This is a genomic window from Lysinibacillus sp. NPDC095746, assembly GCF_044763535.1.
Classification (GTDB): domain Bacteria; phylum Bacillota; class Bacilli; order Bacillales_A; family Planococcaceae; genus Lysinibacillus.
In genome coordinates this window covers 1-14,698 of record NZ_JBIWGL010000032.1, presented here as the reverse complement: position 1 = coordinate 14,698, position 14,698 = coordinate 1, and the positions used below count along the sequence as shown (strand labels likewise).

15 protein-coding genes and 1 pseudogene are annotated in these 14,698 nt (G+C 34.5%); 2 read left to right on the top strand and 14 right to left on the bottom strand.

Translation table 11 applies throughout. The features are described from left to right. Window positions 1–39: 39 nt before the first annotated feature. The 5 genes from ACIQ7N_RS19555 to ACIQ7N_RS19535 form a co-directional block, all read right to left on the bottom strand. Window positions 40–1,752, bottom strand: coding sequence for an ABC transporter ATP-binding protein (locus tag ACIQ7N_RS19555; RefSeq protein WP_402935267.1), 1,713 nt, complete (start codon window positions 1,750–1,752; stop codon window positions 40–42). Window positions 1,753–1,819: 67 nt separating this feature from the next. Then, a complete protein-coding gene (locus tag ACIQ7N_RS19550) occupies window positions 1,820–3,571 on the bottom strand; it encodes an ABC transporter ATP-binding protein (RefSeq protein ID WP_274067397.1) in 1,752 nt (583 codons plus the stop codon). Window positions 3,572–3,656: 85 nt separating this feature from the next. Next, a complete protein-coding gene (locus ACIQ7N_RS19545; protein ID WP_402935263.1) occupies window positions 3,657–5,117 on the bottom strand; it encodes an ABC transporter ATP-binding protein in 1,461 nt (486 codons plus the stop codon). Then, complete coding sequence (locus ACIQ7N_RS19540; RefSeq protein WP_402935260.1) at window positions 5,111–5,845, bottom strand: energy-coupling factor transporter transmembrane component T; 735 nt, start codon at window positions 5,843–5,845, stop codon at window positions 5,111–5,113. The genes ACIQ7N_RS19545 and ACIQ7N_RS19540 overlap by 7 nt, the downstream gene beginning before the upstream one ends. A gap of 16 nt (window positions 5,846–5,861) precedes the next feature. Further along, entirely contained in the window at window positions 5,862–6,470 is a 609-nt protein-coding gene (locus ACIQ7N_RS19535; RefSeq protein ID WP_142507764.1) for an MptD family putative ECF transporter S component, read from the bottom strand. Window positions 6,471–6,639: 169 nt separating this feature from the next. Here ACIQ7N_RS19535 and ACIQ7N_RS19530 point away from each other — a divergent pair, with 169 nt between their 5' ends. Then, entirely contained in the window at window positions 6,640–7,599 is a 960-nt protein-coding gene (locus tag ACIQ7N_RS19530; RefSeq protein WP_402935257.1) for a helix-turn-helix transcriptional regulator, read from the top strand. Window positions 7,600–7,921: 322 nt separating this feature from the next. Here the strand turns inward: ACIQ7N_RS19530 and ACIQ7N_RS19525 are convergent, their stop codons facing one another. The 3 genes from ACIQ7N_RS19525 to ACIQ7N_RS19515 form a co-directional block, all read right to left on the bottom strand. Next, entirely contained in the window at window positions 7,922–8,149 is a 228-nt protein-coding gene (locus ACIQ7N_RS19525) for a hypothetical protein (protein ID WP_248718840.1), read from the bottom strand. Between the two features lie 199 nt (window positions 8,150–8,348). After that, the gene (locus tag ACIQ7N_RS19520; protein ID WP_402935254.1) at window positions 8,349–9,296 is read right to left on the bottom strand and encodes a PD-(D/E)XK nuclease family protein; all 948 of its coding nucleotides are present in this window, start codon (window positions 9,294–9,296) and stop codon (window positions 8,349–8,351) included. 184 nt (window positions 9,297–9,480) lie between these two features. After that, complete coding sequence (locus ACIQ7N_RS19515; RefSeq protein ID WP_402935251.1) at window positions 9,481–10,221, bottom strand: sulfite exporter TauE/SafE family protein; 741 nt, start codon at window positions 10,219–10,221, stop codon at window positions 9,481–9,483. Window positions 10,222–10,387: 166 nt separating this feature from the next. Between ACIQ7N_RS19515 and ACIQ7N_RS19510 the strand changes: the two genes are divergently transcribed. After that, window positions 10,388–10,882 (top strand): DUF1648 domain-containing protein, encoded by a 495-nt coding sequence (locus ACIQ7N_RS19510; RefSeq protein ID WP_402935248.1) that lies wholly within the window; start codon window positions 10,388–10,390, stop codon window positions 10,880–10,882. 102 nt (window positions 10,883–10,984) lie between these two features. Here the strand turns inward: ACIQ7N_RS19510 and ACIQ7N_RS19505 are convergent, their stop codons facing one another. The 6 genes and pseudogenes from ACIQ7N_RS19505 to ACIQ7N_RS19480 all read right to left on the bottom strand — a co-directional run bounded on the left by ACIQ7N_RS19505 (window position 10,985) and on the right by ACIQ7N_RS19480 (window position 14,348). Then, window positions 10,985–11,845 carry a hypothetical protein gene (locus tag ACIQ7N_RS19505; protein WP_402935245.1) on the bottom strand — a complete coding sequence of 287 codons (861 nt, stop codon included), beginning with the start codon at window positions 11,843–11,845 and terminating at the stop codon, window positions 10,985–10,987. Beyond that, window positions 11,811–12,329, bottom strand: coding sequence for an RNA polymerase sigma factor (locus ACIQ7N_RS19500; protein ID WP_402935242.1), 519 nt, complete (start codon window positions 12,327–12,329; stop codon window positions 11,811–11,813). Before ACIQ7N_RS19500 ends, ACIQ7N_RS19505 begins: the two co-directional genes overlap by 35 nt. 121 nt (window positions 12,330–12,450) lie before the next feature. After that, a complete protein-coding gene (locus ACIQ7N_RS19495) occupies window positions 12,451–13,074 on the bottom strand; it encodes a hypothetical protein (protein ID WP_402935239.1) in 624 nt (207 codons plus the stop codon). Between the two features lie 168 nt (window positions 13,075–13,242). Continuing rightward, window positions 13,243–13,428: a helix-hairpin-helix domain-containing protein gene (locus tag ACIQ7N_RS19490; protein WP_132362777.1), complete on the bottom strand. Its 186-nt coding sequence runs from the start codon at window positions 13,426–13,428 to the stop codon at window positions 13,243–13,245. After that, complete coding sequence (locus ACIQ7N_RS19485) at window positions 13,429–13,524, bottom strand: LPXTG cell wall anchor domain-containing protein (protein ID WP_402935335.1); 96 nt, start codon at window positions 13,522–13,524, stop codon at window positions 13,429–13,431. It abuts the gene before it with no gap. A 215-nt stretch (window positions 13,525–13,739) separates the two neighbouring features. Beyond that, window positions 13,740–14,348: pseudogene (locus ACIQ7N_RS19480) on the bottom strand (lysostaphin resistance A-like protein). Window positions 14,349–14,698: the final 350 nt, after the last annotated feature.

The following is a 14,698-nucleotide window of genomic DNA, read 5'->3' as shown; positions in this document are numbered from 1 at the left end:
CTTTTCGCTCCCATCCTCTCATCTACAAAATACATTTTGTTATACGCTACTTAATTGATGTTCCTTTCTCCACATTGCTGCATATTTGCCTTCTTTAGCAATGAGCTTTTCATGTGAACCTTCTTCTACGATTTGTCCTTCATTAACAACTAGGATTTTGTCTGCATTTTTTATAATGGAAAGCGTATGTGCAATCATCACAACCGTTTTTTTCTTTTTCAAAAGATTTTTAATCGCTTCTTTTACAGCCAGCTCATTCTCGATATCTAACGACGCTGTCGCTTCATCTAATAAAAGTATTGGGCTGTCCTTTAAAATAGCACGTGCAATGGATATACGTTGTCTTTCACCGCCCGATAGCTTATTACCATTTTCTCCAACAATTGTGTCATAGCCATACTCTAATTTTTCAATAAAATCATGGCAGTTTGCTTCTTTCGCAGCATTAATAATTTCTTGTTCTGTCGCTTCTGGCTTTGCATAGCGAATATTATTTAAAATCGTATCATTAAACAAAAATATATCTTGGTCGACTAGTGAAATTTTCTGCAATACTTTTTCAGAAGCAATCGATTGAATAACTTGCTGACCGATTAATATATCACCGCGTTCAGGCTCATAGTATTTTGTTATTAAATTTAAAATAGTTGATTTTCCCGAACCCGATGGTCCAACAATCGCCACAAACTGTGAAGAATCAATTTCAAAATTGATATTTCGCAGTATAGGTTCCCCTTGGTTATAAGCGAAATTCACATTTTGAAAAGCTATACTATACTGTTCAGGTTCAAAAGAAGTCTCATTTGATAACTCCTCCACCTCTTCTATGACACACTCAATTTGTCTTTTTGCAATCATTAAGTTTTTATAAGAGGTTAAATCAATAAAAAGTGTGCCAAATAATTTGCATGTAAATAAAGGGGAAATGCTAATTAGAAAGAAAGAAGACGCATCTAAATTCCCTTCCAGCCATTGATGTCCTGCTAAATAAAGAACAATCGGTAAACTTAGCCAACACAAAATACTAAACGTTGTACCAATTGGAATTACTTTAATCTCATATAAATAACTAACATCACTATAGTCCTTCATTGATGAGGTTGTTGCTTTATTTTTAACACCACCCAAACCAAATGATCGCAACGTTTGACTACCATTTATATACTCAACTACAGCACTTGTGTTACTTGTCATAATGTTTTTCTTTTGATTTCCGTATTTTTTTACCATTAAAAAGGACAAGTAAAGAGTTGGTATTAACAATAAACCTGAACAGAAAAGAACTACTCCAGCAGGTATATAAATAGTCGAAATAAAGCCAATTAGCAGTAAAGTAAATGAAGCATTTTTTATAATATCTCCTATTTTATGGGTCAAAATATTTTCATAATTATTGACACTTGTTGTCGTTGCGTTAATATACTCTCCTGTTTGTGCCTTCGTAAAGGAGGAAAGCGGTATTTTTTTCATTTTATCGCCCAATGTCAAACGAAGAATTCTACTAATCTGGGCTCCTCCGATTTGCCCTCTCGTATAACCAAACGCGTAGATGATTAAACGAATAATAAAAACAGCGCCTAACAATAACAGTATTCGGGTTAAGAAGTTCATCGTTAGTTGCTCTGTTATTAAAGCATTAATCGTGTAATATAATACGATAAAATTAAAACCAGCTAGCATACCCTCGATGACATTGAAAACAATAGAAAGATAAAAAGAAGCATTTTTTGTAAATGCATTTTTTTTGTCCATACTTAAGTCTCCTTCATAAATAGGCTTTCCCTTGAAAGACCCTTCTTTTTCTACAAGTACAACATCGTTAAAATTCATACGTAATTTCTCTAGCTTTACTATAATCCTGCCAAGTCTTTTTATATGAAGGGTTTTCTTCTAGCATTTCTTGATGCGTTCCACATGCTTGTAGTGTTTGATTTTCTACAATTGCCACTCGATCACAATGCTTAATAATACCAAGACGGTGTGCAATGATAATTACTGTTTTACCAACACAAAGTTCAGCAATGGCTTGATCAATCTCGGCCTGATTTTCTGGGTCTGCTGCGGATGTTGCTTCATCTAGTATTAAAATCGGTGCATCTTTTAAAATGGCACGTGCAATAGCAATTCGCTGCTTTTCTCCACCAGAAAATCTAGTTCCAAAACTCCCTACCCTCGTATCGTAACCATCAGGTAATGAAATAATAAAATCATCTATTTGTGCTTTTTTCGCCGCAGTTCTTACCTCATCGAGTGTGGCATTAGAACCCATGACAATGTTTTCAAACACTGTACCACTTGTTAAAAAGGTCTTTTGGAAAACCGTTGTTATATTTTTTAATAATTCCTCATAATCAATATCCTTCACATTTTGATTACCAATCAAAACTTCTCCTTGCTGAACATCATTAAAGCGTGAAATTAACTGTACAATGGTGCTTTTCCCAGAACCTGAGTCACCTACAATAGCTATTTTTTCATTTTCAGCAATAGAAAGATTCACATTCTTTAAATGTTCTTTTTGCCCATCATAAGAGTAATTGACATTTCTTAGTTCGATATTGTAATTCTTCGGAAATGCTTGCCCTTGCCCAAAAACAGGTGTTTCTAAAAAGGCTACGCATTTCTTTACAGCATTTAAAACCTGTGCAAAGTTTGAACCTAATTCCTGTAAAGGTCGTAATTCTGTTAAATACAATGAGCCTACAAATGCAAAAAGAATAAAGACACTTCCTGTTAAACTACCATTTAAAAACCACATTCCACCAATAGGTACCATAAGGAGTAAGCCACATTCTATAATAATGACAAAGCTCGCATATGGTGGACCCATTTTTAAAGACATTTCTTTCCAGATATTAAATTCATCATCTACTGCGTTTGTAAACTTTTTAAATGATGAACTACTCATGTTATATGCCTTAATTAAACGCATTCCTTGAATATATTCGATAATAATTGCATTTAGATTGGCTATGGAACGTGCTCCTCGATCCATTAATTGATTCGTCCCCCGAAACATTATTGCCATTACTGCCACTGCAACAATTAATGGAATAAACGAAATAAGCGCTAACGGTACGTTAACTGTACATAAATAGATGAAGACAGCAATTGGACCACTCAAGTAAAACACTAACTCTGGTAAATGATGTGCTAAAAATAACTCTAGCTTTTCAATTTCTTCATTTAATAGTGTTTTAATTTCTCCTGTATTTCGTTCATTTAAAGAACCTAGTGAAACTTGCGCCATATGCTCTGTTACTTGACAACGCACTTTAAATAAAGTTCGATAGGCACCCTTATGCGATAGGGTACCAGAAATAGCAAAGAGTCCAAATCGAACAATTATCGAAATAGCCAAAATCAATAAATTTTGAATTAACAAAGCTTCTGTTAAATTATTGTGATAGACTTGCTCAATTATTTGATAAATAATGAAATAAGGTACAATTGTCGAAAGACCACTAATTAAAGAACATAAAACAGACAAATATAAATATTTTTTATCCTTTCCAGCCCAAGAAAGAAGCATAAAGATCGGATTTTTATTTTGTTTTACAACTTTCCCCATTATCGTTCAGCCCTTCCCTTGCATCGTAATTTTGTATCGTACATTTCTCTGCACATTGCAGGAGTTACGTTAGATCCATTTCCTGCTATCTAGTGAAAGTTTCAATTGTATACTGATGATTTTCTTTATTTAACTTATAATCATCTTGCTTCATTCCATCTCCGAAGCGAAGTATACGATGACAGCAAGATGCTATAAATTCTAAGTCATGTGTAATGACAAAAATAATTTTATTAGCCTCCGCTAAATTCTGTAAAATACTAGAAACCTTTTGCATACTGTCAAAATCTAATCCACTTGTCGGTTCATCAAACACTATAATTTCTTTTTCACTTATTAAACTTGCAGCTACAGCAAGTCTTTGTTTTTGTCCTCCTGATAATGTATTCGGGTGTCGATTGACCAGTTCTAATAAATCCATTTCCTCCAATGCTTTCCGTACTAAATTCGGATTGGGATGTTTCACCCCAAATACACATTCTTTTTCAACCGTTTCTGCGAATAACTGATAATTGACATCTTGCATTACCATATAGGAAAGTTGAGCCCGTTTTTTCAATGTTAGTTTTTGTTTATTAAAATATATATTTCCTGATGATAGTTTATGTAGACCACATATCGCTCTTGCAAAGGTCGTTTTTCCTGCACCATTATGTCCTGTGATTGCAATTATTTCTCCGCTTTTTGCTGTGAATTGAATATTTTCTAATACCTTTCTTTTTTTGTGCTTTATAGTGACATCCTTCACAACAAGTTCATGAAATTTTTGTTCAGCAGGTAGCGATTTATGTTGAAACTGTACATTGTCTAAATAAAGTGTGCGGAGTCCTAATTGCCTCAGTTGAAGATCTGAAAGCTGTAAAAAATCCTTTTGTGAGTAAACTGATACAATTTGTCCCTTATTTAATACAATGGCTTTATCAATCAATTCTTTTAAATAGTAAAGTCTATGCTCCGATACAATAATTGTTTTACCTTGCATTTTTAGTAATGCAATCATGTCTTTTAAATCCTCAATAGCAGCCGCATCTAAATTAGAGGAAGGCTCATCTAATACAAAAATATCGGGTGCTACAGCATACACACTTGCAAAAGCAATCTTTTGCTTTTCTCCCCCCGATAAATGAAAAATATTGCGTCGACGAAGCCTTTCTAAACGAAGCTCAGACGTAATTTGCCGCATTCGTTCTTCCATCATTTCTTTTGGATATGCCATATTTTCCATTCCAAATACAATCTCACTATCAGTATCCACATTAAAGAATTGTGACCTCGGATTTTGGAACACCGTCCCAACCTGTTCGCTTAATTCATACATTTTCCTATTTTCTACAGGTTGATTATTTAACAACACTTGCCCTTTTAGCTTTCCAGCATAAAAATAAGGAATTAAACCGTTAATTGCTCGGATAATAGTTGTTTTACCACAACCGCTTTTACCACACAGTAAAATGCACTGTCCTTTTTTGACATGAATATTTATATTTTCTATACCTTCACTTTTCTCATCTGTATAATGAAATGAATATTGCTCGATTTTCAACATATGAACACTCCTCCAAACACAAAAAATGTAAATATAAACATTACAATACTATCACTGAATTGGAATGACACATGTTGAAAGCAAGTACGCTCTTTCGGGTTTTCAATCCCTCTCGCTATGCTTGCAGCAGATAATTCATCAGCAATTTTTGAGGCTGCCATCAATAAAGGAACGTAAATACATTCAACCGTTTGCACAGGATTTTTTAGAAAACCTATTATGGAGGGTGAGATGCATCTTAACTTCATAGCATCCTTTATATATCGCCAATCCTCACCAATCATTGGAAAATAGCGCAACATTACAGCTAATGGAATAATTACCTTTTTGGAAATTCTTATTTTTCCTAAAGCCGTCATAAATTCATTTATTTTTGTTGTTCCAACTAACAATCCACCCATTACAACGCAAGGGAATATTTTCCTAATAAACATTGTAAATGATACAAACATTAGCTCCCACGCACCTGACAAAAACATTTCACTTACTAAGTGAACTCCTAGAATTAACCCGTAACCAAGCATCATTTTCAATGAAAAAGAAAACATTCCCATTAGAAAGCAAAGACTAAATATTATGGCCATTAATATGAGTTCAAATTGAAAAGAAGGTGACAAAAAAACCGCTGCATTTACTAACAGTAGTAGATATATTTTCGTTCTTGGATCAAGTTTGACGGTGAAAACATGCATATGCATATTGCCCTGCAATTCTTCTCCCTTATTCATAATTTCACCGCCCTACCTATGCAAGCACTCCTGATTTTTCAAACTGTTTTCTCAATAATTTTTTTCCCAATAAACCGCTGATCAAAGCGCATAGCATTGTGCCAACAAACATTGTTGGTAACATCCAATTTTGGGCAGTTGTTAACATCGTATCCATATAAGCTTGTTCTGTTCCTTGACCTACCAAATACTCCTTATACGCTTGTTGATTAAGCCACAACATTACGTAAGAACCCATTGGATGAAGTGCAAAAACAATATAGCTTAAAATATTTATTGAAATATTTTTATACTTACCAATCGCTGCTATTAATTCACCAATTATAGCTACTCCTATACAAGCTAATGACCATAACCAGTACATCCCTGTAACAAATGTAATAATCGCTAACAATATTCCTAAAATAAGAATAGGGCCAAATTTTGGTACTTTAGCAATCATTAATAAATAAATAGGTCCCGTTAATAGAGCTGCGCCAGCTGGCATTAAAAACGTTAATACAGGATTGGGGGCAAAAAGGGCTGATCCAATCATCATGAATATAAAGAACAGTGCTGAGAAAATACCGACTGTAATTAAATCTTTAATACTTAAAGTTTTTTGTTGTATTGTTTGCGAATACATTTTTATACTCCTCTTCCTTCCTCTAGTAATTATTACTATATTTACTTTATTACATTGATAATGATTATCATTACCATTATAATGAATAGTAGTACATAAAAAAATAACTACACTATGTTTACGTCTAATCAAGGAAGAGGAAAGTCTAATTGAGGAAAGGAGAAAACTGATGACATCTCATCATTTTAAACCTCTATTATTAGAGAATGGTTTTTCAAAATTTGACCAAATGAGCAAATATAACTCAGTAGGTACTACATATACAATCGATCCAACTTTAGGTAAAGGTTATTATTGGATATATCATTACAAGGAAATGTTTTCTATTCTTATTCATGATTTTTATTTTTTTGAGGATTATCAGTTAGAATTAACAATGCCTGAACTTTTAACCGTCTCATACTATGAATCTATTTCAGGTGAGGAGCTTAACCCTTACCAACAATTAAAGCCAGGTTATATAAGGAGTTATTGGGGAAAAGGAGAAAAATATAGCGCTATTATTCATAAAAATATTCCAGTACAATCAATCGGTATTGAGTTTACCCCTATTTTTTGTGATCAATTTCTAGCACATAAATATGGTGAAAAATATGTGAATATACGTCAAGCATTAACAACACTAAAAGCCACAACTACTTTTCCAGAAATGGTAATCCTGTTTCGACAAATAGCGGCTTATCGTGGTGCTGATCTGACCTCTGCACTTTTTTATGAAGGGAAAGTATATGAAGCATTAGCCCTTATAATGGAACGTGTACTTGTTAATGAAACTTGTCATTGCTCTCAAATTTCTAAAGAAGATATTCACCAAATTGAGCATGTAGCCACTCATATAGAAAAGTACTACGCCCTACAACTAACGTTAGATCATTTAACTAAAATTTCTTGTATGGGTGCTACAAAATTAAAAAAATTATTTAAAGAAGTGTATCATTGCACAATTACGGAATATATTCAAAAACAACGTGTTCATCAGGCTGAGAAATTACTAGCTCATACAGAGCTCCCTATTAACGAAATTGCTCGAACAGTAGGCTATCAAAGTGCAGGTAGATTTTCAGAGTTATTTAAACGCTATGTCGATTTAACACCGAAAGAATATAGGCAGCAAATATTTAGAGGTTAAACATAGTAGGGGTCATAAAACTTGCTCTACTTTCCATTACAGATTCACATTTCGATAAATACCATTCAAAATTCACAGCTTTTATTTCAAATGACAAACAGAACAAACTTAAGCAATTCCATTTTAAACATGACTATAAGCACGGTTATTTGATAGCAAAGGTTTAATATTTCAATGAAAAAATTAAAATAAAGACAGCATTATTTCTACAAGAATTTGTAGATTTATCCTGTCTTTATTTTATAACAGCAACACTTATAGAAAATAGCCTTTTTTAATGCTAATAAGCCACACCAAGTTAGATGTCACTTTATACTTTTGTTTAATCAAATTCTAAAACATTTTTTTCTACTACTACTTGATAAACTTCTTTCGTACTGATTAAAATCGTTTTATAATGTTCTGTTTCTGTAAATGAATACCAAGGCTTCTCATTGAAACCATTAGAAAGCTCCTCTGTAAATGTTTCTTGTTCAATATTATTTTTGATTTTATATTCTTCTTCACGGCCTTCGTCAAAGTAAAACTTTACTTTATATTCATACTCCATAAATCAACACCTCCCATCTACTTATATAATGGGTTGTAAGTGCAAAAATTATGAAACATAATAAAAAGCCACACCTAGTTAGGTATGACATTTTTATATGCTCCACTTCTACTTAACTCTTCACTCACAATTCTTTAAAACGATTCCCCTCAAAATCCATTGGTTCATTGGAAAAAAAAACATCTTATCCGCATTACTCTTAAATAAGAGAGCTATACTGCATACATAATTCTTTAAAATTACACCCTTTACAGTGCCATTTTTCAAGGGATTGCTCAAATTCCTCAAGGTCCACGGGTTCATTAGAAAAAATATCTGCCTGATACTTTTTCATTTCTAGTACACTTCGCTGAAACGTATGTAAAATATTGTCCATATCAAATGCTGTAAAGGCATATTTTTTTCGTTTACCCGTCAATAAATATTCATTATAGACATCAATCTGGTCAAGAGATACACGATATTTCTGTTGAATATAGTATGCGTAGAGCGCTAATTGCTGGCGATCATCATCGGATTCTCCGCCTGTTTTCCAGTCGATAATAATCCACTTGTCTGCTATTTCATCGTAATAATGAAAATCCATTACGACGAAAACTTGTATCCCTTCTATTTTCATGGAACGAAATTGTTCAGGCTCACCAATTTTTAGGGAGCCTTTTTGAGCGGTAATTTGCTGGAATGTTGCACTGTTTAGAAAGTTGTCAAAGACGGCGATAATTCGCTCCTTATAGTCTTGTACAAGTTCAGGATTTAACTGCCCATCGTAATAAATTTCCTGCATCATATAAAATTTATTCGGCTTATGTCTCCATAAATCTACATGGCGTGTAGAATCGATAAAAGCGGCATTAAGCTGGCCACGGGCACGATTTACTAGCTCAGCAACAGTCGGCGCCTTGCCGGTTTGCAAATAATCATTGATCGATTGCTCGATTAAGTGATGGACGATTTGACCAAATAAAATCGGCATAGATTGGAGCTTTTTTAAGCGATAGACATGTTGATGAGACGGCTCTACATTATTACTTAGCCAGCCATTATGAGAAAAATAATATTCATAGCCATATTTTCGCGCACAGCTTGTTAACGTTTTATGACGTGACAGTGACCACGAAAAAGATGGAAAAGGTGTGATTTCAAACATGGATATCGCCTCCCTATATCTGTATTTTATCCATTTTGCCTTGGCGTAATTGCCGCTGCTGCTTCGTTTTCACGCAAACAATGCGTGACATCCGCTGGAGGCTTTATCTTCATTCAGTAGATCTGTTTGGATATCCGCTGAAAAGGATCACATCCCCATTTATCTTATTACATAGGTGTGTCCTCTACTGAATGAAAATAAAATCATATAAGAGTTGTACTATTAGCACAATGGTTACGATACGTAGTAATAGCTTAACTTGGCTTGCCTTCACCTTTCTTGCAAGGATAATCCCTATTTGCGCACCAATGACAGAGCCAACCATTAACACGATGGTCAATGGCCAATCAATTTTACCTGTAGCAATATACGTAATTGCGGCTCCAGAGCACATCGCAAAAACACCTACACGTGACAGACCTACAGCTTTCATATAAGAGATTTTCTCATGAGCATATGTATAAAGTGCCAGCGTACTGCTCCCAGGACCGAACATCCCATCATAAAAACCAACACCAAGAAGTATTGGACCGTTTTTACGATTCATTGTAAAGCTTTCTTTTTCTCCAAATTCAGCTCCACCTATAAAGGACATAATAAGGGCAAAGCCTAATAAAGTAATCGCAATGAACGTCAATGTTTGACTGCTCATAAACGATGCAAACAGACCACCGAGGGTACCACCTACTAGGGAAACAAGTAGTACTGAACGCATTTCTGACCATGACAGTTCTTTTCTTTTATAAATCGTATAGAAGCTTGAAAAGGCGCTGACCATATTTGAAACCTTATTCGCACCAATCGCTGAATGGACTGGTACCCCCACTAACATCATAGTTGGTAATGTAATTAACCCTCCACCTCCAACTAATGTTCCAATGACGTTGCCAGTGATACCTATAAGTAAAAATAGCAAGTATTCCATTTAATCCTTCTTTCTATAACACACAAAATGGTATTCATATGATACAGTATAACAGACTGCTACTTAACTTCCTTCAACAAGTGTTTTATGTAGCGAAAGCGAAGCGTCGGCACAACAATTAGCCGAGGCAACATGTAACTAGATAAACTACGAGGTGAACGAATGCTTGAACAACCAAAAAAAACTTACACCGCGTTTTTGTAAGCCACTAACGCTAATTGTCGCGACCATTTTCTTAGCTGGCATTACGGCAACGCTAATCCAATACAGTAAGCTCCCCGCATCTATACCTGTTTTGCAAAGCTTTACAAGTGAACATGCGCAATTTGGTCCGAAAATCGCTATTTTTTATTTACCCTTTATTGCCTTTATGCTATTTTTACTTTTACAATACTTAGAGATTAGAGCTGCTTATCCTATTCGACGTAAAAATAAGCCTACCTTATCTCATACAGAGCGACAAAATGGGATCATTATTTTTTGTCTCATCAAAAATAGTATACTACTGTACTTTACATATTCACTTTTCAATGACTTAGCAGTAGCTTTAGGCCATCATCGTATTTTACAGCAGTGGCATGCTTATTTATTTCTATTTGTACTGTGTACTATATTTATAACGGGAGTCGTTCGTGGAATTTTATTGAGTAAGAGAGAATAGAGCATACTCCACTCTAATACTGCGTTAATGGGTAATTAAAACCACCTATACCTTTGCAATTGTTTCTTATGCAAGGTATAGGTGGTTTAATTATTAAAGCTATTAATAAAGCATAATAATTAAAACAAGTATTGCACTAATAATACTTATTTTTATTGTTTCTACTTTATATATAGAATATGTCTGTACATCTCGTATTATGAAATTCCAAAAAATGATACCATATAAAAGCGCAAAAGTAATCATTAACGGCTTATACAATGGACCAACCCATGTTGCCCAAGCAAATACGCTAGAAATCATCACAAGCCCAAATACTAATACCCACCATACATGCTTAGATGGTTTAGATCCTTGAAGATTAAGACGTTTATAATAGTACGTAGAGAATATATTTACAGCTATCACGATAAGTGGCAAGATAAAAATCCATGGTATTGTTTCTACAGAGTATAGTGTTTGAAACACTTTATCATACATGTCAGAATTCCCAACAAAAAACTGGCCCGTATCAACATTTAGCATGCCTGTATCTGAAATCTGATAGCGCTCTTCCCGATGACCTTTAACAACGACTACATCTGCAATATAGCTACCTAACTTTCCATCTGCCTTTTCGACATACTGTGTTAAGTCTTCAAAAAATCTATAAACTATAGTATCTTCAACCTTCTTTATAGAAATATACAAACTTGAACTTCGCGCAAGGAATTTCCCTTCTTTTCCTCCGAAATGCTTATAAATTGCTTGAATGGATTGATCAGCAGTTTGAGGTGGTGATGAATTTTGTGGGATCAAAATTAAAAATAGAGTAATCATGGCAATCGTTAGTAGTAAAAAACTTTCCTTCCATAAAGGTAAGCCATGTCTTTTCTTATGGTGAATGTGTTCATAAATACGAGCCTTTACAGCCTGATCCTCTGGTAAATTATTGAGTTCCTTCAGTCGATTGTTTAAATCCATATTCATCACCTCCAAGTATTTTCTCCAAAGCCTTCATAGCATTTCTCTGTGTATTTGCTATTTTCACTGTAGACCACCCTAAAATTTCACTAGTTTCGGCTAAATTCAACTCTTCAATTTTTCTGTAAATAAGAACCTCTCGATATTCAGGCTTTAATAATTGGATTGCTTCATATAACAGCCGACGCTCCTCAGACTGCACGATCCAATCATGTGGTACATATTGTGTCTCCCGTTTTTCATGTTCTCTTTGAAATGGTAGCCATTTAATAAGTGCTTTTTTTCTATATGTATCATAGACAAGGTTTCGTGCAATTCTCCTTATATAAGTGCCCATAGCAGCCTCATTTCTAAACTGTCCTTTATAAACACGGATAAAGGTTTCCTGCGTTAAATCCTCCGCCAAACCTGGATCCGAGACCATATAGTAAATAAATTGATAAATGCATTGAAAATATTGTTCATAAAGCTCATCAAACTCCATCTTCTCACCTCTCTTACTTTAATAGACGAATGAATAAAGAAGATTTGTATGTAAAAGTGTAATTTACTTAATTAAAAAATAGGCTACCTGACACCATATAGCATCAAGTAGCCTAAATTTTTTACAGATCAGTTTTCATTTTTTCAAATGCATGTATTAACACATATTTTTGTACACCGCGAGCCATTTCAATGCTTTCCTGGGCATAATGATGAAGGGCTGTTTCATTCTTCATTTTGTATGCATAAACCGCTTCAATTGCTGGCTGCATCCACGGCTTTGTTAGCTGATCGCTGCGCATGTCAGTTGTTCGTTCTTCAAGTGCTGCGATATAACATTTTGCATAGCTAGTGAATGGCTCTTTTTTTATTTTATCGGCCGCATCCTTTGCTTCCTCTAAATTCTCTTTCATAATCGCCATCAGAAATTTATAGTTATACTTCATTGCTGGCTGCTTATATTTTACGATGGCTGTTTCTAATGAGTGAAGCTGCTCTTCCCTAGTCCCATAAGCAAGAGTGTAAGGATAGGCAAAAAACGGATCATTTTTACGATCTTTTACTAATTTATCTACCATCTTCATATTATTTGTCCTAAATAAAATATGTATATGTCTATAAAGCATTGCCATCACTGTAAGGACAATAATGCAGATTGTAATGGATAGGTGCACGCCTGCTAGTGATAGTACTATTGTTAAAATAAATATGAACAAATAAAATATGGTTATTTTTGTAATTCTCATAATTCCTCCTACTGTAGTTTCCTCCGCATTTTTCGAGAAAAAATAAAGCCAGCTCCAAGGAAGAATACAAGCGCCATAAACTTCATGAGAGGAATAATAAATAACTTGCTAATCACGAAAACAACCAAAATATAATAGACTACCATTAACAGTAAAAATAACGTTAGTTTATTCACTGTGCTTCCTACTTTCATTCAGTGCTGTTTCAATGGCCGCTAGCGCTTTCGGTCCCATTCCATGTAAATTTTTCAACTCTGATAAATCAACCTTTTCCAATTGCTCTAATTTTGTATAGCCTGCCGCATTCAATGCACGTATAGCAGGTTTCGCTACTCCCTTTGGCCATTCCGTCATTTATGCTCGTCCCTTCTTTTTTCGTCTTTTGAATAACACTACTCCTATAATACCTAATAATAGTATAGCAAGTGAGACGACAAAAAAGTCGTAAATGCTATATTATTATAACGGTTTATTAAGGTGATATTCGCGTCCTGAACCCGCTTTGTGCTTGCACAAAGAACTCCCTTTCCGATCCGGAGATTCCAGCTGCTGAGAAAGTTAATATAAAACCTACAAACAAGCAACCTTTTACTACCTGCTCGTTAAACTGTACTTCAATCTTTATTATGCAATCGAATAGGATGAAATGCAAATAAGCTAGGTCTTTAGAGCACATTGAACATTGCCATGAAAGAGGCAATCACATTACTAATGCCATGTATGCACCAGCTTGTTAGGATGGAGCCATTAGACTTTCTCTCATTGATCCACCCCAATAAATAACCTGCAAAAGCGGCTGACATAACAACTAATACGACGACTCCAAAAGGAATAAAAGAAAATATCATCAATCCATGTAAAATGCCAAATAGTAAACTTTGTACAATATTTCCTATTTAAAAACCAAACCTATGCATGAATCGTTTCAGTAAAAAGCCACGGAACAGTAGCTCCTCTGAAAACCCAGTTTGTACAATAGCATAGAAAAAGGCTGGTATGAGCGCTGAAAAACCAAGTCCTGTAAAACGATTGGACGCTAAAATTGAACTGTCTAAGTAAAGATACGTAATTATAGTGAGTGGTAAGGTTAATAAAACAATAATGAATAAAACCCATATAAAATATTTCCCTTTATTTTCAATGACAAGCTTTTTGAGGCCGATCCATCTTAAAAATGATTGTTGCTTTCTTGCTGTGAAAAACCACCAAATAAACGGTATAACTGAAAATAAAATGACTTGAAAAATCGCGCTTATTACACTTTCCAAAACCATAATTTTCCCCCTGTTCAAAATGTTTTACACGAAGAATGACAAGTGATGGTAAGCTGTTTTCCGGAAATCGTTAGTTGATGGTTGAAGTTCGCCGGTAACATCTGCTTTCTCGCCGCTTAATGTTTGAATTGCGAGTCAAGTCCTTAATATTGTGTAAAAATATTATACAAAGTTTTCAACCCTGATTTTTATCTAAACGTCTGATTGATAAATGAATTGGGCTTACTCATTTAAACCTTCCTACATTTTTTTGGTCGTAACTTCCGTGTATTTATATGTCCACATTCAGAAATGGCTGTCAAAGGCTCTTTTCACTTTGATAGCCGTTTCTGAATGTGGCATCCTACGGA

Bases quoted from the DNA above. Each gene is read 5' to 3' on its own strand.
- ACIQ7N_RS19555 (WP_402935267.1), bottom strand. From the start codon at position 1,752: ATGGACAAAAAAAATGCATTTACAAAAAATGCTTCTTTTTATCTTTCT.
- ACIQ7N_RS19550 (WP_274067397.1), bottom strand. From the start codon at position 3,571: ATGGGGAAAGTTGTAAAACAAAATAAAAATCCGATCTTTATGCTTCTT.
- ACIQ7N_RS19545 (WP_402935263.1), bottom strand. From the start codon at position 5,117: ATGTTGAAAATCGAGCAATATTCATTTCATTATACAGATGAGAAAAGT.
- ACIQ7N_RS19540 (WP_402935260.1), bottom strand. From the start codon at position 5,845: ATGAATAAGGGAGAAGAATTGCAGGGCAATATGCATATGCATGTTTTC.
- ACIQ7N_RS19535 (WP_142507764.1), bottom strand. From the start codon at position 6,470: ATGTATTCGCAAACAATACAACAAAAAACTTTAAGTATTAAAGATTTA.
- ACIQ7N_RS19530 (WP_402935257.1), top strand. From the start codon at position 6,640: ATGACATCTCATCATTTTAAACCTCTATTATTAGAGAATGGTTTTTCA.
- ACIQ7N_RS19525 (WP_248718840.1), bottom strand. From the start codon at position 8,149: ATGGAGTATGAATATAAAGTAAAGTTTTACTTTGACGAAGGCCGTGAA.
- ACIQ7N_RS19520 (WP_402935254.1), bottom strand. From the start codon at position 9,296: ATGTTTGAAATCACACCTTTTCCATCTTTTTCGTGGTCACTGTCACGT.
- ACIQ7N_RS19515 (WP_402935251.1), bottom strand. From the start codon at position 10,221: ATGGAATACTTGCTATTTTTACTTATAGGTATCACTGGCAACGTCATT.
- ACIQ7N_RS19505 (WP_402935245.1), bottom strand. From the start codon at position 11,845: ATGGATTTAAACAATCGACTGAAGGAACTCAATAATTTACCAGAGGAT.
- ACIQ7N_RS19500 (WP_402935242.1), bottom strand. From the start codon at position 12,329: ATGGAGTTTGATGAGCTTTATGAACAATATTTTCAATGCATTTATCAA.
- ACIQ7N_RS19495 (WP_402935239.1), bottom strand. From the start codon at position 13,074: ATGAGAATTACAAAAATAACCATATTTTATTTGTTCATATTTATTTTA.
- ACIQ7N_RS19490 (WP_132362777.1), bottom strand. From the start codon at position 13,428: ATGACGGAATGGCCAAAGGGAGTAGCGAAACCTGCTATACGTGCATTG.